Below are 24,436 nucleotides of genomic sequence, written 5' to 3' on the forward strand. Positions count from 1 at the left end.
GAAACTAGCACGTTCGGTGCGGAGCAGGGGAAAAGCTGGAGATAACTTCAAATGCTTACCTATTGCTAACTTTACTTCAACAGGGGAAGCAGTCAAATGCATGGTTACTCCTTATGGTGTTATTAAAATAAAGGGCTAGATAGTTTTGGTGGAGGTAATGTGACATGATAAATAATAATGCTGTTATCTACAACAACTCCATATTAAGAGAAGGGTCTTTTCTATGTTCCTTAGTAGAAGAAGCGACTTTTGATGAACATTTGTTCTGGAGGTATTACAACAGTGTAATAACTTTAACAGAGGAAAATCTTAATAAAGATTATGATTGGGAACTAGTTAAGCAAGTTATTTGGACTCATAATCGGATAATAAAGTGTTTTCTTTGGCATCATGATGAAAAAGATGTGTACGAGATGGAGAACTTTCCTCAAGAAAGGGAAATGGATTTTTTAGAACGCCTTGATTTCATGTTTGATGGCTTCATAGGGAAACGCGCATATTCAGAAAAGGGGTTCGGAGATGATTTAGTAAATCCAGAATATGTTGATTAGTTATTAAACTAACGGTGAGCTTTAGTTGAAGAAGACTAACAAATATATCAAAAAACGCTCAGAAATTTGAGTATTTTTATTTGCTCTTTATATTATTAAGGTTGTGTAGAGATTACCCTTTTTCTCACAAATAATTATAGCGCTAACCGCTTATGTAACCATTGAAAACCCACACGTATCAACAAAAAGAGACCTGCAAATCAGCATACAATTTGTAGGTCATTTTTATATACATTATGATTGTGAGTACTCAACAACAGAACCCATTGCTAGGACTATAATGGTGTTTATGGGTATGTTTGATATCCTTCTTCAGCAGCTATAGCATCTGCTTTAGTGGCATGCACGGTTCCAAATGGGTGATTTGGCGGAGCATAAATGGAGTATAGCTTCAAAGGAATGCCACCCGTATTAATCAGATTGTGCCACGTTCCTGCTGGTATAAAGATGGCGGAATCATCCATTATATTACTCTGAAAGTCTACATTATCTTTATTATTGCCCATTTGTACGACTCCCTGTCCTTGTTCGACCCGTAAGAATTGATCCAAATTTGGGTGCATTTCCAACCCGATATCTTCACCGGGGTTAAGACTCATGAGGGTCAGCTGTAAGTGGGTCCCGGTCCACAAAGCGGTGCGATATGCATTATTTTGCAGGGTGGCTTCGTTTATATTTACGACATATGGTGCGGGTCCGTAATCAGGCATACGATGCCAGTGATCGGTATAAGAAGGATAGTATGGGTCGTATCTTTCTGTCTGTGCGTTTCCTGGATATTGGTGAGGCGCATAGTTTCCATAGGGATTATAATACATGTTCATCAGTCCTTTCCCGGCTTTATTAGTATCCTATGCTGTAGTTTGTAAGAGGTACTTCAAATTGTATTATTCATTTTTAAAAGGGGACCGGTTCATTTCCGCTCCAGTCGGAGACTTTCTTACGTGGCGGGAGGTGAGCCCATTTGATGCTTACGCATCTTCAGAGTCCATTTTTCACGAATTAAAAAAACAAAAAAGCCGCCGTACATTCCATAAGGATGGAGTATACGGCGACTTCGTATGTTCTTAAAGTCCAAGTGATATATATTTTGTTTCTAAATACTCGTCGATGCCTTCGTGTCCGCCTTCCCGGCCGAGTCCGCTTTGCTTGAATCCGCCGAACGGGGCTTGTGCTGCAGAGGGAAGTCCATCGTTTAAGCCGACAATTCCATATTCGAGCGCCTCAGAGATCCGAATGCCGGTTGAGATATTCTCTGTAAATACGTAAGCCGCTAATCCGTATATGGTGTCATTGGCCCGTTGGATCACTTCTTCTTCTGTGGAAAAAGTGGTAATCGGCGCTAATGGGCCAAATGTTTCTTCATTCATGCAAAGCATATCGTCTGTAACGCCTGACAACACGGTTGGCTCAAAGTATAAGCCTTCTCGCACAGATCCGCCAAGCTCTATATTTGCACCTTTTTCCTTTGCATCTTTAATATGCTCATTTACCTTATCTACCGCATCCTGATTGATCAGCGGTCCAAGGTCTACGCCTTCTACAAGTCCATTTCCGAGCTTCAGCTTATTCACTTTTTGTGTAAACTTTTGCGTGAATTCTTTTGCAATGGATTCATGAACATAAATCCGATTGGCGCAAACACACGTCTGGCCGGCATTTCGGAATTTGGTGGCAATCACTCCGTCTACTGCTTTGTCCAGATTACTGTCTTCCATGACAATTGCCGGAGCATGACCCCCAAGTTCAAGCGAAAGTTTTTTTACAGTTTCAGCGGCCCCCTTCATTAAGGTTTTACCTACTTCTGTTGAGCCGGTAAAGGTTATTTTGCTAACTCGTTTATCCTGGAGCCATTCTTCGCTGATTTCAGACGACTTCCCTGTTACAAGATTGATAACCCCTTTAGGGATGCCTGCTTTTTCTGCAAGCTGAACGAGCTTGATCGCAGTGAGGGGAGTCGAGCTTGCCGGTTTAATCACAACGGTGCAGCCGGAAGCGAGCGCAGGTCCCACTTTCCGTGTAATCATGGCAGCAGGGAAATTCCAAGGTGTGATCACAGCCGTTACACCAACAGGCTGTTTGTGTACGAAAATCCGTTTGTTTTCCTGTGAAGATGGAACCATTTCTCCGTAAACACGCTTTCCTTCTTCAGCAAACCACTTAATAAAACTATTAGCATACGTGATTTCTCCCTCAGCTTCTTTAAGCGGCTTTCCTTGTTCGAGGGTCATTGTTTTACCAAGCTCTTTCGTTTCCTCCTCAATCAGGGCAGCCCATTTTAACAGCAATTCACTTCGTTCATAAGCCGTCTGTTTTGACCAGGTCAGAAAAGTTGCATGAGCAGCATCTACTGCTTTTTTTGCCTCATTTTTACCGCCTTGAGGTACAGAAGCAAACACTTCCTGCGTTGCGGGATTTACGACTTCTATGACAGGCAGATCCTGTCCTGTTTCTTTTCCGTCAATCGTTAAAGAATAGCGTTCCACTTATATCCACTCCTAAACAAGTTTAATTACTATATCAATACCCTCATTTAGTATTCTAAATCATTATAAAGTTCAGTGAATGACAGTTCATTCTTTTGAAAATGTGAGCTATACTTAAAAGAATAGAAGAGCAGGAGGGAAATAATTTGCCGGTGCATAAAGGGGATCAGTTTACATGGGAACGAACTTTCACAGAAGAAGAAATCCGGAAGTTTGGTGAATTAACGGGCGACCTCGGCATTCATCATACTGAAAAAGATGAGAACGGAAGATTGATGGTGCATGGTTTGTTAACCGCAAGTATTGGGACGAAAATTGGCGGTGATCTGCATTATATTGCAAGAGAAATGACAAGCAGGTTTCTGCGTCCTGTCTTCTCAGGAGATACCATTACGTGTGAGCTGCAGGTGACGGACGTAACTCAAAAGGAGGGCTTCAGTTTGGTTGAAGTAACGTCCATTTACAAAAATCAAAATGGAAAAGAGGTTTTATCTGCATCTAGTGAAGGTATTATACGAGACAAATAGACCGTTATAAACCCGGGTAGTATAGAGAATGTGTTTATCAATGGTTTAACAGGAGGTTTTCGCAGTGATTAGAAGAGCTGAGCGAGGGGACGGACTTGAAATCAGCAGGGTTCGAATTGAAAGCTGGCGAACGACATATCAAGGGCAGATTGATCAAGCTTTTCTTGATCAAATGTCCCCGGATCAATGGGCGGAAAATTGGGAAAAAGATTTTGATCAAGACGAGATTTTTACCTATGTAGCAGAAATAGATAACGAGATCGTTGGATTTGCGATTGCAGGTGAATCAAGCGAAGAAGACTTTCCGAATCACCCATATGAATTAATGGCCATTTATCTGTTAAAACAACATCAAAACAAAGGGATTGGTCAAAAACTCGTCTCTAAAATAATCGAAACATTCGCACTAAAAGGAGACGCAGGAATCCATGTGTGGGCGTTTGATGATAATCCTTATTGCTCCTTTTATAAAAAACTGGGAGGCACTCCGATTACACAGCAGGTTTTAAAAATACAGGGAAAAGGTTATAACGAAACGGCTTACGGATGGGAAAGCATACGCGACATTCGACTATAAGCGTACAACTTTTTATTTGGAGGAAATCAATGGAGCGCATCGGTTACAAGGTAAACTCCCTAAATGCGGGGAAAATAGAAACATTGACATTCGGCAAAAAAACCTTTGATTCAGCCATACGTAAACAAGCCGTTGAGAATCCGGTATGGGTTCATAGTCTAGGGATTACAGGCGATGAGCAGGCATATAAGGACCACGGCGGAACTGAAAAAGCACTTTGTCAATATCCTTATGAGTACTATGATTACTGGAAAGACCTGCTTGGACACATGAATCAGCAGTCACTTTTTGGAGAAAATCTGTCTACAATTGGCTTAACTGAAAAAAACACGCATATTGGGGATGTCTTTTCATTGGGGGAGGCACGCCTGCAGGTGACTGAACCAAGACAGCCATGCTATAAGCTTGCAGCCAAATATGGCATTCCGGATCTGGTGATGAGAATGCAGGACTCAGGCTACACAGGATTTATGTTCAGGGTGCTTGAAGAAGGATGGGTATCACGGGATGATGAGCTGATCTTACTTGAACGTGATAAAAAGCGAATCTCGATTGCTCAGGTGAATCAGGTAAAATGGAACAAAAAAGCCACGGCAGAAGAGATCGATACTATTTTATCCGTTGAATCGTTGTCGAAGACATTGCGTGAGACATTGATTAAAAGAAAGAAAGCAGATAATTGATCGTATCACCACAAAGCTTGATCTCCTTGCATCAAACAAAGGAGATGCAAGCTTTTTATGTGGAGGTTTCCTTTTATTAACACATGGGGAATGAAACATGGTAGGATGGAAAAATCAATTCGATTCGCAAAACGAAAGAAATCAGGTGTGAAAATGAAAGCTTCTAATGTATATATATGGCTTGTTGGCCTTATGGTAGTATGGGGCCTGAATGTGGTGGCTTTGAAGATCCTCGTTCAGTCCTTCGATCCGATTGCGATGACCTCGATGCGAATTCTGACAGCTGGCAGCGGCGTACTGCTCATCTTGGCTTTTATGAAAAAATGGAGGATGCCAACGCTTCGTGAATTTGTGGTGATTACCGGAATAGGCTTGTTTAATGTGGTTGGCCACCATTATTTTTTGTCAATTGGTCTGACTATGACATCAGCTGTTAACGCAGGACTGATTTTAGGACTCATCCCCATTTTAACCGCAATTGCAGCGATGATCTTTCTAAGGGCTAGACTTACGCCGTTAAAATTAATTGGCATAATCATTGGTTTTGCTGGTGTCGCACTGGTTGTCATGGCTGGGAGCCAAGGGGCATTTCAAATTGCAGCAGGGGATTTGTTTATCTTCATGGCTGGATTGACCCAGGCCATCTCCTTTGTGTTAATTAAGAAAACGTCTACTTCAATGAGCATTGTGCTTTTAACAGGATGGATGATGATGATCGGGTCTGTCATTCTGATGGGAATCAGTTTTGCAACAGAACCTGGAGGCTTTTTTTCCTTGCTTCAAGGAGAGGGGTATCAATATGCGCTGTTTTTCTCATCCGCTATTTTTGCTACCTGTATCGGTCATATGATTTACAACAATTCCATTCGTTTGATCGGACCGAGCGAATCAGCCGTTTTTACCAATCTTAATCTTCTTTTTTCTGTCGCTGGTGCCGCTATTCTATTAAATGAAGATGTATATATCGAACAGCTGCTTGGCTTTTTGTTTATTGTAGCAGGGGTAGTATCTGGAAGCGGTGCGATCGATCACTGGATCCGTTCACGGAAAACACGAAAAATCAAACTGCAGGAAAAAGATTATCAAACGGAAAAGCACCGTCACTACTCCTGATAGATACAGAACGTTCTCTATTATTATTTATAAAAATAATGCTAGACTCCCTTAGATTTCCACTCAAGGTTAAGATAAACTAAGAGTATAGGAAAAAGAAGGGAGTTTTTTTAATGGCATTGATTCATTGTGATTTTTTCTCTGAAGCACTTGGTCTGAATACATCAATGAAGGTGATCCTTCCTCAGGAAACAACAAACCAAATTGGAATGACGGGAAAAAAGGCGAAGGGCCCTTATCCGGTGCTGTTTCTTTTACACGGACTTTCAGACGATGATTCAGCTTGGATTCGACGGACTTCAATTGAAAGATATGTATCGGAAATGGGAATAGCGGTCGTTATGCCGCAGGTTCATCGAAGCTTCTATACCGACATGGAATATGGCCAGCAGTATTGGACCTTCATAAGTGAAGAGCTTCCAGCTGTTGCACGATCTTTCTTTCCGCTTTCAAATAAACGGGAGGACACCTTTACAGCCGGTCTTTCAATGGGAGGCTACGGCGCCTTTAAACTCGCATTGCGTCATCCAGATCGGTTTAGTGCTGCAGCCAGTCTCTCCGGTGTCATGGACATAGCCGGATTTGAGAGCCGGTCAGGAGAACCATATCATGATTACAAACTAATATTTGGAAATAAAGAGGTCGCTCAATCAGATGATGATCTTTTTACCTTGCTGAAAAAAGTAAATTCAAGCTCTGGAGAAAAACCGAAGCTTTTTCAGTGCTGCGGAACGGACGACCATTTGTATGAAGAAAACAAACAATTTAACAAAGCCTGCGCAGAAACATCGTTTGACCATGTATACGAAGAAGATGATGGGCAAGGACACACTTGGGACTATTGGGATGAAAAAATTCAGAAGGTCTTAAACTGGCTGCCGATTGTAAAGAAAGAAGAATAAAATAGAAGTTTCCGAGAGAAAATCAGTTTTCTAGAGAGATTTTTAACGGTATCAATCATTCGGGGTGTATGTAGATGATCAAAATCATTAACGCAGAAAAAAGCAGTCATCATTCAGTTATATTTCCTTCCTTCAGTATGGAGGTTCAAACCCATGAAGCAGCAGCGATCCATTCAAGTCTGAATGTCCGCACCGTTTTAATGGACCTCCTATCAGGAAGCGCATCCCTATCAGGCGGCAGAATTGAAGTCTGCGGTCATTCTATTTTGTCTGACTTAAAAAATGACAACACGCATCTGTCATTTCTGTTTTTAGATGAAGCATTGTATGAGCGTTTGACTCTAAAAGAGCATATCCTCTTCTGGAAAAAATTATTTATTTCTTCTGTCAATTCAGATGAAATTCTTCGTCGCGTTCAGCTTGAGCATTTAAAGAAAAAACGAATTTCTACCCTGACTTTTTCTGAAAAAAAACGTATGCACTTTGCCCGGATTCTGCTCGAGAACAAGTCTGTTGTTATCTTAGAGGAGCCTGATCAAAACGTGGACCTTGAAACCCGGCGAGTGATTAAAAAGCTGATGGAGGGACTTAAAAAGGAAGGGAAAAGCATTCTCCTATTAACCGGTAACATGGAGAGCGCTTTATTTATGACAGATTGTATCCATCGTTTAGATGAAAAAGGATTGCATCAACTCGACGTTAAACTCGAGGAGGATGAACCTGGAGAAGTAAAGGAGGAGACAGAAGAAACGCCTCTTTATCAGCCGGTTAAAATAGAAAAAATACCGGCAAAGGTAAATGAAAAAATCATTTTGTTTAATCCTCCTGAAATTGATTTCGTTGAAAGCAGTGATGGGCAGTCGAACCTAAGTGTTCAAGGAGAAGTTTATCCTTGCATCTTTACGTTAAATGATCTTGAAAAACGTCTGGTTCCTTTTGGGTTTTTTAGATGTCACCGCTCCTACATTGTTAACTTACAAAAAGTAAGAGAGATCATTACATGGACACGAAACAGTTACAGTCTGGTCCTTGAGGGTTCGGAAAGTATCTCGATTCCACTATCAAAATCTAAAATGGCAGAACTAAAAGAGATGCTTGGCCTGAAATAGGGTCCGTTCACTGCTCCCATGGCGCTATTCAACCCTGTCCTACCTCCTTTCATCGTTGATTTAATGCGGTCTCGTTCGGACTTTTATAAGATGGAATCAGGAAATGAATAACTGAGTTCATCTTAATAAGCAGGAGGCGTATTATGGAAAACATTATTGAGGTAAAAGGGCTAGCTAAAATATTTGGAAATGAAGCAGCATTAAAGGATATTTCGTTTCAGGTAAAAAAAGGGGAGACATTTGGTTTTTTAGGACCGAGTGGATCAGGCAAAACGACAACGATTAAAATCCTGACGGCTCAATTAAGAGAAACGGATGGAGAAGCATATGTATTTGGCGTCCCGGCCGAAGAAGTAAAGCAGAATAAATACCGTCGTAGAATGGGCATCTTAACAGACAATTCCGGGCTGTACAGCAGATTAAGCATCTGGGATAATTTAAAGCTTTACTGTGACTTATATGACCTTCCATACTCCAGAATTGAAGAAGTGATCGACATGGTGAATTTAAAAGGCGAAGAAAAGAAAAAGGTTTCAGCCCTTTCTAAAGGAATGCTGCAGCGCGTGATTCTTGCCAGGACATTTTTACATAAGCCGGAGCTCTTATTTCTGGATGAACCAACTTCTGCTCTTGACCCTGTTAACTCAAGACACATTTATCGGGGCCTTGAAAAATTAAAAAGTGAAGGAACAACCATCTTTTTAACGACGCACGACATGAACGAAGCAGAGCTGTTATGTGACCGGGTGGCATTCTTGAACAATGGAACGATTCAGCTGCTTGAGGAGCCGAAAGTGTTAAAAAGAAGATATGGCAATGACATGCTGAAAGTAGAATTGACAGACGGAAGAGAAGTCATGATTGAAAAAGGGCCTAAGGGTGCTCAGCAGTTGTTTGATTATATGAGCATGAACAAGGTAGCGGGTATTGAAACGAATGAACCAACTTTGGGTGATATTTTTATTGAGGTGACGGGGAGGAAGCTTTCATGAATCATTCTATAAAACGGACAATGGCCATTTTTCAAAAGGATTATAAGGATTTCACCAAAAATTTATATGTTTCGTCGATGGTTTTCCTGCCCTTGTTCATGGCAGCCATTTATGGGCGGATGGGTGTTCAAAGCATTGAGATGGTTTTTATGATTTTTAACTTAACCTTAACTGTCATTGCAGCCTTTACGCAGTCAGCCCTGATTGCAGAGGAAAAAGAAAAGAACACACTCCGCGGACTTATGCTTTCTCCGGCTGGTACTGGAGAAATTCTGATTGGAAAAAGCCTTGTCAGCTTTCTGATTTCCGCCATCATTCTTCTATTGTCAGCAGTTTTAATCGAATATCGCCCTGGAAATACTCTGTTGATTGCTGCTGGTCTCTTTGTCTCAATTCTTTTCTACTTGGGCGTTGGCACGTTGCTGGGACTGATTACACGATCCGTTATGGAAGCATCTGTAGCTATTCTGCCAGTTCTCTTGTTTTTCTCTTTTAGCTCTTTTGCGATGCAGCTTTCAGCGGAGTATCCGATCTTAAAAGCCGCAGAGTACCTCCCGAATACGCAGCTTGTAAATCTTGGACACGCCGTTCAAAGCGGAGCCGGCTTCGCGGATGGCTTGCCTGCACTGCTTATTATTACAGGTTGGACCATTGGGATCTCTGCACTTGTGGTTGTGGTCTATCACAAGAAAATGGTCGACAATTAATCCCGAATATAAAAAGTCACCTTATGTATAAGGTGACTTTTTTCGATTATTTTCCGGGAAATAATTCTTTTATGCAACCAGTTGTCAAATGTTCAGCTATTTTGCCTTTAAAAGGTTTTAACAATTTGCTTAATTCTAATTGACTCTCACGTAACGTAATACCTTATCATGAAAAATGAAGGGAGGAAGGCAGGATGACATACAAAGTAAAAGAAGTAGCTGATCTGGTCGGGATCAGTGTGCGCACACTGCATCATTATGATGAAATTGGATTATTAGTTCCTGACCAGATTAGTGAAGCAGGTTATCGTCTTTATTCAGAGGATAATTTGGAAACGCTTCAGCAAATTTTGTTTTTCCGAGAGCTTGACTTCCCTTTGAAAAAAATAAAAGAATTGATGAATCGTCCGGATTATGATCGGCAAGAAGCACTTGAGCTGCACAGGAAACTGATCCTGGAAAAACGCAACCGCCTTGACAAGCTTCTCGATTTAATTGATAAGACGATTCTTCATGTGAAAGGAGAAATCAAGATGAGTCAAAAAGAAAAATTTGAAGGATTTGACTTTACCCATAATCCTTATGAGCAGGAAGCAAGAGACCGGTGGGGGGACAAGAAGGTTGACGAAGCCAAAGAAAAAAAAGGTAAACTGACGGACGCAGAACAAAAAGAAATGCAGAATGAAATGGAAGAACTGTATAGGCAGATGGCTGCTCTTCGTCATGGCGAACCTGATAGTCAGCAAGCACAGAAGTTAACACATGAATGGTACCTTTGGTTAAACAAAGTAGGAAATTACTCTCTTGAAGCCTTTAAAGGACTTGGTGAACTGTATACAGATGATAAACGATTCAAAAAAAATATTGATCAGTTTGGTGAAGGACTGTCTGAATTCCTGCGGCAATCGATGGCTGTTTATGCAGACCGGGAAATAAAAGAACGATCAGACCGTTCATAAATACAGATGTTGTAAAATGACTATTTCAACAAAGCTTTTAATGAGAACTGGGTCATATCCGTGTCCGATGGGCGTTTTCACCTGAACCCTACCCTGATTTTAAATCCAAAGCTTTTTTAAACAAAAGAAGGGCCGCATGAAAGTAAACTCATGCGTCTCTTTTAATTTATACGGGATGATTTTTGTCCCAACCACTTTCAAAAAGGGGCTCGTGCTAACTTGTATGTCAAATTAACAGACCATTCCACAAAGATCTTCTTTGTAAAAAGATTTAATCTGCTGCACATAGTTTTTTCATGGATGTGGGAGGGTATTAGTAGGGCAGGAAGATAGGGGGATTTTATGAAAGAGTTTGACCTTAAATATGGAGATTATATTCTATATGTAAGCTTTTTACTAATCAAATTGTACTTATTCAGTATTGCGACTACTACATACTTTAGTTTTTATATGTTAATTGTCAGTTTAGGCAGTGCATTTCTTTTATCGTTTTGGATTTTATTGATTGCTCCAAAAAAGAGAAGATGGATGCTTGTTGGTTTCAGTGTGCTTATCAGCTTTTTAATTGTGTCAAACGGCTGGTATTATCGGTACTTTACCGATTTGTTATCTGTGTCGCTGCTGATTCAGGTGCCGCAGATGGATGCTGTCGGAGGAGGAATGCAGGACATTATATACTGGTATGATTTTCTGTTTTTCTTAGATGCATTAATCATTCTGGTATTTCATATAATGAATCGAAATAAGCCCATACCCTCGTATAATAAAAAGTCCAGAATTACGGCAGCTTCAGCAGCTTTTGCCGCTGGACTTGTCCTATTTATCACCCCTTTGATGCTAAAACAGGATGGGGAGCTAATTGATAAGAATCCCTTGTCTAATTTAAAGAATTATTATCAGACGGGAATGATCGGCTATCATGCTGTAGACATCGTCAACGAAGTGGATGAAGCCTTGTTTCAGAACACAGAGCTTACCAGTGAAGAAAAGGAAGAAATCCGTACTTTCCAGGAGACTCAACAGCAATCTCAGCAAGCAGAACAGGTGGAGGAGCAGCCCAATATCATTGTGGTGCAGCTCGAATCTTTCCAGGCCTCAGTCATCGATCAGGAGATAGACGGTCAAATGCTGACGCCGAACTTAAATGAGTTTAAAGAAGAGGCGATGTATTTTTCGAATTTTTATCACCAAACGCATGAAGGACGTACGTCGGATGCAGAATTTATTATTAATACCTCTTTTTATCCTTTAAAATCAGGCTCGGTTTACACGAGGTATCCGGACCATTCTTTTGCCTCTTTACCAGAGGAATTAAGCAGTGAAGGATATGAGACAGCTGCCTTCCACGCTTTTAGACCGAATTTCTGGAACCGGGATCAAATGTATGAGAATTTTGGTTTTGATGCATTTTACAGTATTGATGATTTTCCAGATAAAGAACAAATTGGTCTTACGCTGAATGACCGTGATTTCTTTTTATCAGGAGTTGAAAAAATGGCTGATATGAAAGAGCCTTTTTACAGCTTTATGGTGGCTTTGACGAGTCATACTCCTTATTCATTTCCGGATGAGATGAAGAAGCTGGATCTTGATTTGTTTGATGAGGAGATTCTGCGTAATTATTATCATAATGTCCACTATGTGGATGATGCATTTGGTTCAATGAAAGAAAAATTAATCGAAGAAGATTTATGGGATCGTTCGATGGTTGTCGTTTACGGGGATCACGACAGCGCCTTATTCAAAGAAGACAGGGAAATGGCGCAATATGAAAATGCAGAATCCGCTGTTGATTACATGGAACTGGGAAGAAAGGTGCCACTCTTTATTAAACCGCCTTCAAGCGAAGAAGGAAAAGTTGTTGAGAAAAGCGGAGGACAAATTGATGTAGCGCCTACGATTCTTGCTTTGGCCGGAATTGAGCCGGATTTCATGATGGGTACATCTCTTCTAGCTGAAGAAAAAGCGATAACCGTATTTCGGGATGGATCATTTGTATACGATGGTTTTTACTATGAATCAAATCTCTGGAATGAAAGTGGTAATGGCACATGCTATTCGCTGGAGACTGAACAGGAGGTCGGAAACGATAATTGTGCTGCACAAGTGACAGAAGCCGAAAATCACTTGAGACTTTCCGATTTGATTATTAAAAAAGATGGAATTAAACAAATTAATGAATAGAACGAATATTGATTATTTATTCCAATAGGTTTTCAATTGATGCAAAACGGGCATCAAATACTAGATAGAATGGGAGAGGTGAGCGATTTGAGAAATACAACTACTCAACAGGCTAAGAGAAAAGCAGATGACGCTGGTGAAGAAGTAAAACCATGGATTAGAAGGCTCGGTAGATTCGGCTACATGGCTAAAGGATCCGTTTATGGTTTAATTGGTATTTTAGCCGTCATGGCAGCTGCCGGAGCTGGCGGTGAAACAACAGACACAAGCGGTGCGCTTCAATCATTGGCAGGAATGCCATTTGGAGAAATACTGCTATGGATTATTGGAATTGGTCTTATCGGTTATATTATATGGGAATTTGTTCGTGCGATCCTGGATCCGGAGCATAAAGGAAAAGATGCGAAGGGGATCGTAACAAGAATCGGTTATTTTATAAGCGGAATTATCTATGGGAGTTTGGCGTTTACTGCTATTAAAATTGCCATGAATGCCGGAAGCGGCGGTGGAAATTCTGAGCAGACCATTTCTGCCAGGCTTCTTCAGGAGCCCTTTGGCCAATGGATCATTGGTCTTGTAGGAGTCGTTATTATTGGATATGCTGCATATGAATTTTACAATGGATTGAAAGAACGGTTTATGAGTAAATTTATATTAAAAGACATGAACCAGCATGAAAAAAAGATTGCCAGAAATGCAGGGAAACTTGGCTTAATCGCCAGAGGAATTGTACTTGGAATGGTAGGCTTTTTCTTTATTCAAACTGCCTACACAGCTGATCCCGATCAATCGAAAGGACTCGATGGAGCACTTTCAGAACTTGCACAGCAGCCATATGGAATGATTCTTCTCGGAATCGTTGCAGTTGGATTAATCCTATATGGTATTTACGAAATTATAAGAGGAAGATATGCAAGAATGAATTTCGGTAAAAATGAGTAGGACTAGATGATTCTATCAATCTGAATCATGATTACCACTTTATGCAACAGACAAAAAGATCTTTTCAAGTATCTTTACTCTATTACACCATTCTAGTAAAATAGAGATGTAGGAAAACAGTAGAGTTTCCGATACAGCTGAAACAATTAAATTCCATGCCTTAATAACTTTCCAATCATAATTATTTATATATCAATAGTAGGTAAAATGAGTCGAACATTAGAGTCGAACATAAGCCGAAAAGAATCCCTTAGATTCTTTTCGGCTTTTTTTATTTTCTAAATTTATACATATTTGATAGGAGTCAGTACAAATTAAGAACCGGATATAGAAAATCTGAAGCATAGAGCCAGTATAAAAATGACATAGGGGACAAAGGAGGAAGGGAACGAAATGAATTATTTAATTGATCACGAAACGAAATCTATTCATCGAACATCCTTTGCAGGCGACTTATGTGGATTTCATACTAGTTCCTTGGAAAATCGTGAATTTACTCAAAGTATCGCTTATGTGGATCAGCTTATCAATGAAAGCCAATACAGTAAATGCGAATTTTGCGTATCTTAACTGTTGGTTAGGTGTTTTTCATTTTTTCTGAGATAAAAGCTGAAAAAGCTATTCTCATCTTTATAAAAAAGGACTTTACAGGAGCTGTTTTCCCAGTTTCTATACATTTCTTTTTTTCACTATAATCTGTACTATATATTTAAGCTGATAAGATGCCTTTGTGTGCGAGAGGAGACTTTATTTGAAGATAGAAGCAGAAATTTATTCGGATATGGTCAGGTATGTGGGGAAACTCCTGAGAGATCACTTTGGTAAAGGACCTACATCCATTTATATTACGTATCAACATCCATTAATCACCATTCATTTGAGGGAGTTTCTGGCCCCGATGGAACGGGTGCTGATGGAACGGAATGAAATCAAACGTGTGGAAGAAACAAGAGATTTAATTATGGAGAATATATTGCCGGATATGAAGGAATCCTTAAATAAAATGCTGCCTGTTCATATAAACAAGCTTTATTTTAATTGGTCTCTTGAAGATCAGTCTGGCATGATTCTGGGGGTTATGGATAACGGGGAGGAATCTTCTGTTCCCTGGCCTGAAGAGATTGATAAGGAAGCGTTCAGACAGGAAATTAACCTGCTGACGAAAAAGGGCCAGAAAACACCTGAAAAAACAGAATTGTATTGGCTAAGTGACCGCACCATTGTTGCGAAAAGAAAAGGAATTCTTGTGCGTATTGAGAAGGAATTAATCTCAAATGGCTATACTGAAGAATTAATTCTGACAAAACGTCCCATGGAAAAGCAGTTAGTTCGTGAAGCAAATCTCGAAGACATCCTGCACAAAAAAATACAGCAAATATTTGTCGATTGGGATTTCGAAGATGATGTTGGCTATATTATCTTAGTAACCGATTAGACTTGATTCTAAACCTTACTTTAACGAAACACTCCTGCCTATGATGATGAGTCATGGGTTTTTGTGTTTAAGAATTTTTTATCTATTGGTTTTTATTTACTGGCAGTGAGGTCTGCAATTTTTTTGAGTTTATGTTTCATATTGATAGTGTTCCAATATAAAAAAGCACACTTCCAGTTTCCGGAGGTGTGCGTTGACATTAATGAGAACGATGATGTTTAGTGGGAAGTTGAATATGAAAGGTAGTGCCGCAATCTACATGACTATTAATAGTCAGTGTGCCCCCGTGATCAATAATTGTGGTAAAAACCTGTGTCAGGCCAAGACCGGTACCTTGTGTTTTGCTTGTGTAAAAGGGAGTGCCAAGCAGCTTTATTTTATCCTTTGGAATCCCTACACCGGTATCATGCATCTTAATATGAACAGTATCGCCCAATATAAAGTGTTCGATCGTAATTTTTCCGTTTCCTTCAATCGCTTCAATGGCATTTTTAAATAAGTTAAAAAAAGCTTTTAAAAACAAATTTCTTTTTCCCAGAATATATATCTCAGTATCCTTCAAAAAAAGCTCTACTTTAATATCATAAAAACGATCTTGAAAAAGAAGCAGCAGTGCATCAACTTCTTTACACAAATAAATTGGAACAATTTCTTCTTCATATAAATCGGGTTTTGACACATGTAAAAGGTTAGTCAAGGTGTTAATGGCGATATTAAGTTCGCTTTTCATGGTTGTTAAATAGGCATGAGGATGAGATTCCTCAAGGAGCTGAAGGAAACCTTTAACAGCGGTGAGAGGATTCTTTACTTCATGTGCAATGCCGGCTGCAATTTGCCCCACTGATGCAAGTTTATCCTGATCTTTCATCCACCGTTCAGCTTCTTTTCTTAATGTAATATCCCGAAACACGCTTTGTATGGCTTTTTGATTTCCGTACATCACTGGATTGCAATAAATCTCAACAGCAACCTTTGTTCCATCAGAGCGGGTAATAATATCTTCTATCTTTCGTGGCATTTCAGCTCCGTTCATCGTCTGCTCCACTCTGTTTTGTACCGTTTTTTTGGTACCTTCCTCAAATAAATCCAGCACGCAGGATCCGTGTGCCCGTTCTTTTGTACATCGTAAAAAATGCGTACAGGCTTCATTTAAGTACAGCACTTCACAATTAGTATGTATCATAATGTTCTCAATAGAGTACTCTAAGATTTGCCTGTACATTTCCTGTTGATTTGTGACAGCATCAGTCTTGCTAAATGTTTTTTCCATCTTTTATCCCCTTATTTGAAAGGTATCAGGTCTTGCTTCTTTAGAAAATCAGTTTGCAATGATCAAGAACAAACGGTTGCATTAACTTTTCCATGCTCTTTATTCATATACGCTGTTCAAGGAAGACATACTATATCAGGGAATGATCGCGGCTATTGAAAACGACTTTGGAGGGCACTTCTGTATTAAAAGCTCCGATTCAATGAAGAGTAAGCTTTTTCATATCTTATAACATTATTTAGCAATTATAAATATATTTCTTTTATTTCATTTAAATAAATAAAAAGGATCACCAACTGGTAACATAGAACCCGTTTCAATTTTGTAAGCGCTTATTTTATGATACACTTTGTTCAGAATAAAAAGAAAAAGGTGGGAGAAGCAGCATGCAGGAACAAACAAGATCCATTGTACAGCTTTCTTTAGACGCCCTGATGCAAGATCCAACATTTATTTCTGATTTAGAAGGAGAAACGAGAGAAAAGGCCTTTGTTTCTCTGGCGGCAATTCTGTCTACACCAAATAAGATACATAAATCATTTTTACGAATTCCACTTGAAGACGGTCGGGTGGTTAGAATTCCTGCTTTTCGGGTTCATCACAACGATGCACTCGGTCCTTATAAAGGAGGAATTCGTTTTCATGAGTCAGTAAATGAAGAAGAAGTTATTAATTTAGCTTTTTTAATGACGTTGAAAAATGCTTTGCACGGCGTCCCTTTTGGCGGAGGAAAAGGGGGCATTGTATTAAACCCAAGAGAAAGAACAGAGAAGGAATTAAATCTAATTTCGAAAAAATACGTCCAATATTTTGCAGATGTAATTGGACCTGATAAAGATATTCCTGCACCTGATGCCGGGTCAGGAGAGCGGGAAATGGACTGGATGATGGCAGAATATAAAAGCATTAAACCGGGCCTGCCCTACAGAGGAAGTTTTACAGGAAAAAGCGTTTTAAATGGTGGATCCTTAGGGAGAAGAGAAGCAACTGGGAAAGGGGTATATTTTACCTATCGCTATATGATGCATGATTATATTAATAAAAATAGAGAAGAGTTAGCTTCTTTAAATAATCCGTTTGCTGTAACTGCTTTGCAGGCTTCAAATCGACCGTTAAAAATTGCTGTGCAGGGTTTCGGAAATGTGGGGTCTGTTACGGCGCTTGAAGCCTTTCAGTGTCCGCTTCTTCAGAATAAAGTTGTAGCTGTCAGTGACCGGAACATAACACTTTTCAATGAAAATGGACTTGATATTCCTTCTCTTATTGAGTTTACAGCTAAAAACAAAGGGGAGCTGCCTTCTTCAGGTCATGCGCTGACAGAAAGCGGAGTGAGGGCTGAACTCTTGGGGCGAGATGATTTATTGACACTTGATGTGGACGTACTAATGCTTGCTGCGCTCGAAGACCAGATTCACAGCGGAAATGTTGAGGAAATAAAAGCATCTATTATTGTAGAGGGTGCTAATGCTCCTGTCACATCTGAGGCAGATGACTATTTGAATAAAAGAGGCGTTATTATTGTTCCTGATATTTTGGCAAATGCAGGAGGAGTAATTGTATCTTATTTCGAATGGCTTCAAGGCAGGGAAACACAGTTTTACAGCGAAGATCAAATCTTTGAAAAGCTTTTTGAAAAAATGCAGCACACCATGGACATGATTCTCCCCCGTTATTTCGGAGATCCTCATCCGTTGAGGCAAAATTGCTATATTCATTCTGTCATGAAATTATCGACTATTTTGTATAAGCAGGGAAAACTGTATTAAAAACGAAACGGCCGCCATTTTACAAGCATAGCTTGTGAGATGACGGCCGTTTATTTATAGGGAGGGGGGAAAACTTTGAAAAAGTAATCTGCTTTGACCTTGGCGGGGTCATGTCCTTTGCTTAGTAAAACGGTTCATTGTAACGGATTCTGTAGATCCATATGCTTAATGGTATTCAACTACTTTTGCGTAAATGTTTTCAAAATTCATGCGCTAGTGCCTCGAGGTTTCGGGGCTGAGCGAGCGCCTTCAGCATCTTTGGGCTAGTCGAGCTTAAGGCGCTAGCCCCTCGAGGTTTTAAGTCACCCTGACTAGTTGGCAAAGGGCGCCAACTTGTCAGTGCGTCTTAAACTTGTCGGGGCTGGACGAGCGCCTTCAGCATCCTTTAGTTCACTCTGGCGAATCCGAATCCTGATGCGTAGTCGTCGCCTGTTGTGGCTCCGTAGCCGCCTTTGATGTCAACGGATTTTGCGCGGTTTTGCAGGTTGGTGCGGAGCTGGGTGTTGGACCAGCCCGGGTTTTGTGCCCAGATTTTTGCTGCAAGTCCTGCTACGTGCGGTGTTGCCATTGAAGTTCCGCTGATTGTGTTGTAGCCGCCGTTGTTCCACGTAGAGTAGATGGCTGCACCTGGTGCAGAGATTTCAACATCGCCTTGCTGGATCACGTAGTCGCCGTCTGTTGATGCGTAGCCGCGTGATGAAAAGTTAGCTACTCGGTAGGTTCCGTTTTGCTGGGTATTTTCAAGTGCAGCTACTGCAATTGCCTGTGTTAATGCGCCAGGGTATCCAATTGTTCCTTGTGAGTAGCCTGAGTTTCCGGCAGCAGCAACGACTAGTACACCTCTGCTGTATGCATAGCTGACTGCGCTTGAAATTAAGCTGTCATTGCCGGCAGATCCTAGAGACATATTGATGACTGTTTTTGTGCCGGTACTTGCTGCCTGGTCAGCAGCGTGGCGGATGGCGGCTGCGATATCATCTGAGTAGCCTGATCCGTTATCTCCAAGTACTTTGTATGCCCAAAGATCCGAATCCGGAGCAACTCCATATACGCCGGCTTTGTCACTTCCGCCGTCAGCAAGGGCAGAACCTGCAACATGCGTTCCGTGGCCATTTGCATCATTACACGTGCCGTTTGTAATCGGAGTCGCTCGTGTAAAGTCTTTACATTGTTCTACTGTATTCGTTAAGTCATAGTGGTTAACGTTTACTCCCGTATCCAGCACGGCGATATTAATCCCTTGTCCGCCTGAAGTTGATGTTTGGTTCGCGTTATTGTAGATGGCTTTTATGCCCCATGGTGTTTGCTGGGAAGGGTATTCAGCCGCGCTCACTTCACTGTTTGAGGCTCTGACAGCTGTATCCAATGAGACTTTCTGGACACGTGTCAGTTTTAAGTTTTTATTTTTTTGCAGCGCATTAAATTGCTTTTCATTCATTTCAGTGGAAAATCCATTTTCGGTTAGTTCCCAACGGGGTTTGTGCTGGCTTTTTACAGTATTCTTGGCAGCTTTGCTAACTGCCTCTACATAGACTCGAAACTTTTCATTTTCAACCTGCGGGGCTGCTTCTGCATCGGACGAATAAGCTGGAATTACAAGACTAGCAGTTAATAAGATACTCATAAAAAGCTTGTTCGATCTTTTCAAATGTTCCACTCCTCTTTTTTTTTAATATTTTTTGTTCCTGAGACTATCCTATCAGAGCCCATTCTGTTTGTTTATCGGGAAAAATGCATGAGTTTAGGGAAGTAGGAGGGAAATTCAGAAGATAAAAGAAAGTATAGTTGATTTTAAAATATCTTAAAGAAGGATAGAAGGCGCATGACTTTTTAGGCATTTGACTAGCTAAAATTGCAGATAATTAGAGTTTAGGGACTTGGGAAATTTCAATAGAATTTGAAAAAATGGATGTATAAATAGTTTAAATATTTAGATTTTTATCATAATTATTGCGTTATATCTCTGTTTTTTGGCTGAAATTACTATTTTTCTTCATATAAAGGATTGAATAAGATAGACTAAAATAAGGAAAACACTAAAATACTAAGGAAACGGAGTGGTTGGAATGATTTATTATCCATTGCTAGCAAAAGGGGAGACAATTGGCATATCTGCTCCTTCTTCCGGTGCTCCAGAAGCCCTTCATTACGTTGTTAGAGAATCAACCCTGCGCATGAATAAACGAGGCTTTCAAACGGTTATCGGTGAAACTGTCTGGTCTCAAAACAAAGCAGCTTCAGCGCCTGCTAAATTACGTGCTAAAGAGTTTAATAGCATGATGAAAGAGCAGTCGATTGATCATCTGATTCCTATTTGGGGCGGGGAGCTATTAATTGAAATGCTTGAGTATACTGATTTTAAGAAGCTTGATAAAAAGTGGATTCTTGGTTATTCAGATACGAGTGTGCTGCTTTTAGCGATTACCTTAAAGACGGGACTTGCTACTGCTCATGGTCCTAATTTTGTTGATGTACGAGGGGAACAAATGGATGAAACCACCGCGAAATGGATGGAAGTCCTGGCTACTAAAGAAGGAGATTCTATTGTTCAGAAGGCTTCTTCCAAGTACCAGAAAGAATGGGATCATGCCAATCCAACTTCCTGTATTTTTCATTTAACTGAGAATACAGAGTGGAAGACGATCTCAGGAGAAGAGGAATCTTTTAACGGAAGGTTGCTCGGTGGATGCTTAGATGTAATTCGCCATTTGGTGGGAACTCCTTATGGAGATGTTGCAGGATTTAGAGAACAATTCACCTTGGGGGAGCCGGTTGTGTGGTATTTTGAGAATGATCAAATGAATACGACTGAGCTGAGAAGAATCCTTGTTCAAATGAAGCTCGCAGGCTGGTTCAATGAGTGTGCAGGAATTATGTTTGGCCGAAGTGCAGCGAATGGACCTGTAGACAATTATGAAGTCAAGGACGTCTATTTAGCACTCGCTGAAGAACTGGGGATTCCGATTGTGTATGACATTGACTGCGGTCATCAGCCACCGCAAATGACGTTTATTAATGGCGCGGTTGCCGAAGTAACAGCGGGCAAAGGAACAGGCAAAGTAAAGCAATCGTTTAAATAATTCATGAATCCTTATAACCCTCATCTTAAAATACTAATAAGAAAGAAAAGGAGGGGAAGACATGGATAAGCGGCCTATTTTAAATTTGCCGAAAACATCGCTCGAAAAAGGACTCAATGCTGTTGGGATCCTTGCCTTCATGGCTATGGCAGTCTACCTTGTACTAAATGCCTCTATGCTGCCTGACCAAATTCCCACCCACTTTAATGCAGCAGGAGAACCGGATGACTGGTCTTCAATAGGTTTCATTTTGCTGCTGCCGGCTATTGGTGTGGTTTTGTGGATTGGATTAACGATATTGGAGCGTTATCCACATGTGTATAACTATATTAGACTGAACGAAGACAATGTTGAATTTCAATACCGAAATGCAAGAATGATGATCAATGTGATTAAAAACCTTATCTTGATTCTTTTTAGTTATTTAACCTGGCAAACCGTGCGAGTTGGATTAAACGAGACAGATGGGCTTGGAGAAGGTTTTATCTATCTATTTAATGGATTGCTGTTTGGTGCTACTTTGTTTTTTGTTATTAGATCACTAAAAAAATGATGCATAGTGAAACTTATAAGGAGACCGGTTCATTTCCGCTTCAGTCGGAGGCTTTCTTACGTGGCGGGAGGTGAGCCCCTTTGATGCTTTCGCATCTGCCGTGTCTCACCCTTCCCGCTGCATCACGCAGGAGTCCCCGCCTTACGCTCCAATGAACCTATTCTTATATACACTGTATTCTAAAGAATAAAAAAAACAGAGCGAACGATACTGCTCAGCCAGTTTTAAGATAGGATATTTAATAGGAGACCGGTTCATTTCCGCTTCAGTCGGAGGCTTTCTTACGTGGCGGGAGGTGAGCCCCTTTGATGCTTTCGCATCTGCAGCGTCTCACCCTTCCCGCTGCATCACGCAGAAGTCCCCGCCTTACGCTCCAATGAACCTATTCTTTTATCCACTGTATTCTAAAGAATTAAAAAAACAGAGCGAACGATACTGCCCAGCCAGTTTTAAGATAGGATATTTAATAGGAGACCGGTTCATTTCCGCTTCAGTCGGAGGCTTTCTTACGTGGCGGGAGGTGAGGCGGATCGTCCCGTTTCATGTCTTTTGCTGCTATTATTCTAAGCTATCATATATTTGTGAGAAAACGAAAGAAGATCTTCTTGAATAAATATCGTTCATGAAGACCTTCTTTTTGTCTCAATAGTATTGGCTTTTAACGCTGTTTTGAAGCGGCAGAGCCTTGTGGATAAGTGTAGAGGTCTTCGATTTTTTTAATAATGTAACGGAAATATTCTTGATCATGTGGAACAAAGTCGTTCTTATTCACAGTTTTATCCACATTGTACCGGCCGTTCTCATCTTCTTCAAATCCGGAAATCCACGCTTCTTCTCTTTTTTCTTCTATTAATTCTTTGAATGCGTTTAATTCAATTTGAACTAGACCTTTTACTTCACTCATTTGAAGTGTAAATGCCCATTCATGCTTTATTTCATAGGAAAAAACTCTGCAGATTTCAGCGTCAGTTACGGAACCATGCACTAATTTTTCCTTTATTGTCCCAAGCGGTTGAAGGGAGGTGAAGGGAAGTTTGAGACCAAGTTCTTCCTCGAGTTCTCTTGCTCCTTCTTCTACTGATTCAGTTGCTAAGAGGTGCCCTGCTGCTGTAATGTCGAGCAGATTAGGATAATCCTTTTTCTCCGGGCTTCGGAGCTGAAAATAAAGAGAAAGCTGATTTCCAGTTTTTTTGATAAGCCAGCAATGAAATGTTTCGTGCCATGCTCCCTTTGCATGAACCTCGTGTCTTGGCAGAACTCCAATCTTTTCTTCGTTATCATTAAATACGGACAATAACTCTTCTTCCAATAAAAAAACCCCCAATGAATCAAACTGAGAAATTGCTAATATAATCAGTATATCAAAAGGAAGATTTTGCGATTTAGTTTAGTCCCGTATACACTTATGCTAATACGTTCTTAATCGAAGATGACTAAAAACCCAAACTTAAGATTGTACGCATGTATCTGGGGTCGGGAAAACCGAATGAAATAAAATAGGCGGAAAATCACTTTGCTGAGAAAAACGTCCGCCTACATCAGAATTAACGATGCTTAAAATGTGAAGGAAGTAGAAAGGGGTGTGGGTATGCTAATCGGAGGAGCATCGGTTCCAGACTGGTTTTATATCTTAGCAGTGGTCGTTCTGATCTGCTTTGTTATACTTGTGTACTGGTTTACGGATCCCAAAGAAAAATAGAACAGGGCTTCTCACTTACTGTTTTGAAGTGCTGCCTAAGGCAATGAGGAGAAGGATAAATAAAATGCGGATAAGCCTGTTGTCGGTAACCATCTTTAATAGGATTAAAAGGGTAATGCCAGTTAGAGGATCATCATCCACAAGAAGGATGACAAGTATATCGAGCAGCGCAAGGGCTGAATCAAGAGGATCTGCTGTATTTTCACTGTTAATCATACGATTCCCCTCATCTTTTGTATTACTATATTATTATTCGGATAGAAAGGTGTTAACAAAGCCAGTTGGATGACAATGGGTTCAACAAATAACGTGCAATTCCAGTGAGACAGACGCTTCCCTTTATAAGAGCTTTTTTAGCCAAAAAAAAACGCCATCACGAATATTCATGATGGCGATCTCTTCCTATCGTATTACTCAGAAACGCGAATCGAATTGATTCCTGCACCCTGATCCATTGTTAACGCATGCTCAAGGCCTTCTGTTACTTTGCCGAATACTGTGTGAACCCCGTTAAGATGAGGCTGTGGTTCGTGTACAACGAAAAACTGGCTGCCGCCTGTATCTTTTCCTGCATGAGCCATTGAAAGAGAACCAGCTACATGAGTGTGAGGGTTTCCTGCTGTTTCACATTTGATTGTGTAGCCTGGTCCGCCGGTGCCGTTTTTATTAGGGCACCCTCCCTGACTTACGAAGCCTGGAATAACACGGTGGAAATTAAGACCGTCATAAAAGCCGTCGTTCGCTAATTTTTCAAAGTTTGCTACCGTACCTGGAGCTTCCTCCGGATAAAGTTCAAATGCAAGTTTACTGCCGTCTGTTAATTCAATTGTGCCTGTTTTAGTCATGTATACGTCACTCCTTAAAAAGGTTTTCTATCAAAATACATCTTATCACGTTTTCA

23 protein-coding genes are annotated in these 24,436 nt (G+C 40.5%); 16 read left to right on the forward strand and 7 right to left on the reverse strand.

Going from position 1 to position 24,436, the window contains the following annotated elements; all coding sequences use genetic code 11:
* The first annotated feature begins 164 nt into the window (after positions 1-164).
* Positions 165-551, forward strand: a complete 387-nt coding sequence (locus tag KR50_RS05160; protein WP_041055824.1) for an Imm41 family immunity protein — start codon at positions 165-167, stop codon at positions 549-551.
* Positions 552-838: 287 nt separating this feature from the next.
* Here the strand turns inward: KR50_RS05160 and KR50_RS05165 are convergent, their stop codons facing one another.
* Both KR50_RS05165 and KR50_RS05175 read right to left on the reverse strand, forming a co-directional pair.
* The gene (locus KR50_RS05165) at positions 839-1,369 is read right to left on the reverse strand and encodes a cupin domain-containing protein (protein ID WP_084215505.1); all 531 of its coding nucleotides are present in this window, start codon (positions 1,367-1,369) and stop codon (positions 839-841) included.
* A gap of 249 nt (positions 1,370-1,618) precedes the next feature.
* Positions 1,619-3,037, reverse strand: coding sequence for an NAD-dependent succinate-semialdehyde dehydrogenase (locus KR50_RS05175; RefSeq protein ID WP_041055829.1), 1,419 nt, complete (start codon positions 3,035-3,037; stop codon positions 1,619-1,621).
* A 146-nt stretch (positions 3,038-3,183) separates the two neighbouring features.
* Here KR50_RS05175 and KR50_RS05180 point away from each other — a divergent pair, with 146 nt between their 5' ends.
* The 12 genes from KR50_RS05180 to KR50_RS05235 all read left to right on the forward strand — a co-directional run bounded on the left by KR50_RS05180 (position 3,184) and on the right by KR50_RS05235 (position 15,167).
* Positions 3,184-3,564: an FAS1-like dehydratase domain-containing protein gene (locus KR50_RS05180; RefSeq protein ID WP_041055830.1), complete on the forward strand. Its 381-nt coding sequence runs from the start codon at positions 3,184-3,186 to the stop codon at positions 3,562-3,564.
* Positions 3,565-3,628: 64 nt separating this feature from the next.
* Positions 3,629-4,141 carry a GNAT family N-acetyltransferase gene (locus KR50_RS05185; protein WP_041055833.1) on the forward strand — a complete coding sequence of 171 codons (513 nt, stop codon included), beginning with the start codon at positions 3,629-3,631 and terminating at the stop codon, positions 4,139-4,141.
* 29 nt (positions 4,142-4,170) lie between these two features.
* On the forward strand, positions 4,171-4,824 hold the full coding sequence (locus tag KR50_RS05190) for an MOSC domain-containing protein (RefSeq protein ID WP_052476803.1): 654 nt from the start codon (positions 4,171-4,173) through the stop codon (positions 4,822-4,824).
* A gap of 57 nt (positions 4,825-4,881) precedes the next feature.
* Entirely contained in the window at positions 4,882-5,937 is a 1,056-nt protein-coding gene (locus tag KR50_RS05195) for a DMT family transporter (protein WP_232304248.1), read from the forward strand.
* 113 nt (positions 5,938-6,050) lie between these two features.
* Positions 6,051-6,839, forward strand: coding sequence for an alpha/beta hydrolase (locus tag KR50_RS05200; RefSeq protein ID WP_041055836.1), 789 nt, complete (start codon positions 6,051-6,053; stop codon positions 6,837-6,839).
* A 74-nt stretch (positions 6,840-6,913) separates the two neighbouring features.
* Positions 6,914-7,948, forward strand: coding sequence for a LytTR family transcriptional regulator DNA-binding domain-containing protein (locus KR50_RS05205; protein ID WP_041055837.1), 1,035 nt, complete (start codon positions 6,914-6,916; stop codon positions 7,946-7,948).
* A 143-nt stretch (positions 7,949-8,091) separates the two neighbouring features.
* Positions 8,092-8,940: an ABC transporter ATP-binding protein gene (locus KR50_RS05210; RefSeq protein WP_041055838.1), complete on the forward strand. Its 849-nt coding sequence runs from the start codon at positions 8,092-8,094 to the stop codon at positions 8,938-8,940.
* Positions 8,937-9,647, forward strand: a complete 711-nt coding sequence (locus KR50_RS05215; protein WP_041055839.1) for an ABC transporter permease — start codon at positions 8,937-8,939, stop codon at positions 9,645-9,647. The genes KR50_RS05210 and KR50_RS05215 overlap by 4 nt, the downstream gene beginning before the upstream one ends.
* Positions 9,648-9,841: 194 nt before the next feature.
* Positions 9,842-10,606 (forward strand): MerR family transcriptional regulator, encoded by a 765-nt coding sequence (locus KR50_RS05220; protein WP_041055840.1) that lies wholly within the window; start codon positions 9,842-9,844, stop codon positions 10,604-10,606.
* Positions 10,607-10,948: 342 nt separating this feature from the next.
* Positions 10,949-12,790: an LTA synthase family protein gene (locus KR50_RS05225; RefSeq protein ID WP_041055842.1), complete on the forward strand. Its 1,842-nt coding sequence runs from the start codon at positions 10,949-10,951 to the stop codon at positions 12,788-12,790.
* Between the two features lie 87 nt (positions 12,791-12,877).
* Positions 12,878-13,732, forward strand: coding sequence for a DUF1206 domain-containing protein (locus KR50_RS05230; RefSeq protein WP_041055844.1), 855 nt, complete (start codon positions 12,878-12,880; stop codon positions 13,730-13,732).
* Positions 13,733-14,483: 751 nt separating this feature from the next.
* Complete coding sequence (locus KR50_RS05235; protein ID WP_084215500.1) at positions 14,484-15,167, forward strand: Na-translocating system protein MpsC family protein; 684 nt, start codon at positions 14,484-14,486, stop codon at positions 15,165-15,167.
* A gap of 199 nt (positions 15,168-15,366) precedes the next feature.
* Here the strand turns inward: KR50_RS05235 and KR50_RS05240 are convergent, their stop codons facing one another.
* Positions 15,367-16,437, reverse strand: a complete 1,071-nt coding sequence (locus KR50_RS05240; protein WP_041055845.1) for an ATP-binding protein — start codon at positions 16,435-16,437, stop codon at positions 15,367-15,369.
* A 386-nt stretch (positions 16,438-16,823) separates the two neighbouring features.
* Between KR50_RS05240 and KR50_RS05245 the strand changes: the two genes are divergently transcribed.
* A complete protein-coding gene (locus tag KR50_RS05245; protein ID WP_041055847.1) occupies positions 16,824-18,203 on the forward strand; it encodes a Glu/Leu/Phe/Val family dehydrogenase in 1,380 nt (459 codons plus the stop codon).
* Between the two features lie 385 nt (positions 18,204-18,588).
* Here the strand turns inward: KR50_RS05245 and KR50_RS05250 are convergent, their stop codons facing one another.
* Positions 18,589-19,851, reverse strand: a complete 1,263-nt coding sequence (locus KR50_RS05250; protein WP_408606142.1) for a S8 family peptidase — start codon at positions 19,849-19,851, stop codon at positions 18,589-18,591.
* Between the two features lie 418 nt (positions 19,852-20,269).
* On the opposite strand from KR50_RS05250, the gene KR50_RS05255 reads away from it, so the two are divergent.
* On the forward strand, positions 20,270-21,283 hold the full coding sequence (locus KR50_RS05255) for a S66 family peptidase (protein WP_041055849.1): 1,014 nt from the start codon (positions 20,270-20,272) through the stop codon (positions 21,281-21,283).
* A gap of 61 nt (positions 21,284-21,344) precedes the next feature.
* The gene (locus KR50_RS05260) at positions 21,345-21,836 is read left to right on the forward strand and encodes a DUF1648 domain-containing protein (protein ID WP_041055850.1); all 492 of its coding nucleotides are present in this window, start codon (positions 21,345-21,347) and stop codon (positions 21,834-21,836) included.
* A 658-nt stretch (positions 21,837-22,494) separates the two neighbouring features.
* Here KR50_RS05260 and KR50_RS05265 read toward each other — a convergent pair.
* From KR50_RS05265 to KR50_RS05275, 3 genes are all read right to left on the reverse strand, one after another.
* A complete protein-coding gene (locus tag KR50_RS05265) occupies positions 22,495-23,145 on the reverse strand; it encodes an NUDIX hydrolase (protein WP_052476806.1) in 651 nt (216 codons plus the stop codon).
* Between the two features lie 405 nt (positions 23,146-23,550).
* The gene (locus tag KR50_RS05270; RefSeq protein ID WP_041055851.1) at positions 23,551-23,751 is read right to left on the reverse strand and encodes a hypothetical protein; all 201 of its coding nucleotides are present in this window, start codon (positions 23,749-23,751) and stop codon (positions 23,551-23,553) included.
* 194 nt (positions 23,752-23,945) lie between these two features.
* Complete coding sequence (locus KR50_RS05275) at positions 23,946-24,380, reverse strand: peptidylprolyl isomerase (RefSeq protein WP_041055852.1); 435 nt, start codon at positions 24,378-24,380, stop codon at positions 23,946-23,948.
* Between the last annotated feature and the right edge of the window lie 56 nt (positions 24,381-24,436).

It is taken from the genome of Jeotgalibacillus campisalis (assembly GCF_000829515.1).
In the GTDB taxonomy this organism is placed as follows: Bacteria; Bacillota; Bacilli; order Bacillales; family Jeotgalibacillaceae; genus Jeotgalibacillus; species Jeotgalibacillus campisalis.

Coding starts and splice junctions, on each gene's coding strand:
- KR50_RS05160 (WP_041055824.1), top strand. CDS start 165: ATGATAAATAATAATGCTGTTATCTACAACAACTCCATATTAAGAGAA.
- KR50_RS05165 (WP_084215505.1), bottom strand. CDS start 1,369: ATGTATTATAATCCCTATGGAAACTATGCGCCTCACCAATATCCAGGA.
- KR50_RS05190 (WP_052476803.1), top strand. CDS start 4,171: ATGGAGCGCATCGGTTACAAGGTAAACTCCCTAAATGCGGGGAAAATA.
- KR50_RS05195 (WP_232304248.1), top strand. CDS start 4,882: ATGTGGAGGTTTCCTTTTATTAACACATGGGGAATGAAACATGGTAGG.
- KR50_RS05200 (WP_041055836.1), top strand. CDS start 6,051: ATGGCATTGATTCATTGTGATTTTTTCTCTGAAGCACTTGGTCTGAAT.
- KR50_RS05205 (WP_041055837.1), top strand. CDS start 6,914: ATGATCAAAATCATTAACGCAGAAAAAAGCAGTCATCATTCAGTTATA.
- KR50_RS05210 (WP_041055838.1), top strand. CDS start 8,092: ATGGAAAACATTATTGAGGTAAAAGGGCTAGCTAAAATATTTGGAAAT.
- KR50_RS05215 (WP_041055839.1), top strand. CDS start 8,937: ATGAATCATTCTATAAAACGGACAATGGCCATTTTTCAAAAGGATTAT.
- KR50_RS05220 (WP_041055840.1), top strand. CDS start 9,842: ATGACATACAAAGTAAAAGAAGTAGCTGATCTGGTCGGGATCAGTGTG.
- KR50_RS05225 (WP_041055842.1), top strand. CDS start 10,949: ATGAAAGAGTTTGACCTTAAATATGGAGATTATATTCTATATGTAAGC.
- KR50_RS05240 (WP_041055845.1), bottom strand. CDS start 16,437: ATGGAAAAAACATTTAGCAAGACTGATGCTGTCACAAATCAACAGGAA.
- KR50_RS05245 (WP_041055847.1), top strand. CDS start 16,824: ATGCAGGAACAAACAAGATCCATTGTACAGCTTTCTTTAGACGCCCTG.
- KR50_RS05255 (WP_041055849.1), top strand. CDS start 20,270: ATGATTTATTATCCATTGCTAGCAAAAGGGGAGACAATTGGCATATCT.
- KR50_RS05260 (WP_041055850.1), top strand. CDS start 21,345: ATGGATAAGCGGCCTATTTTAAATTTGCCGAAAACATCGCTCGAAAAA.
- KR50_RS05270 (WP_041055851.1), bottom strand. CDS start 23,751: ATGATTAACAGTGAAAATACAGCAGATCCTCTTGATTCAGCCCTTGCG.
- KR50_RS05275 (WP_041055852.1), bottom strand. CDS start 24,380: ATGACTAAAACAGGCACAATTGAATTAACAGACGGCAGTAAACTTGCA.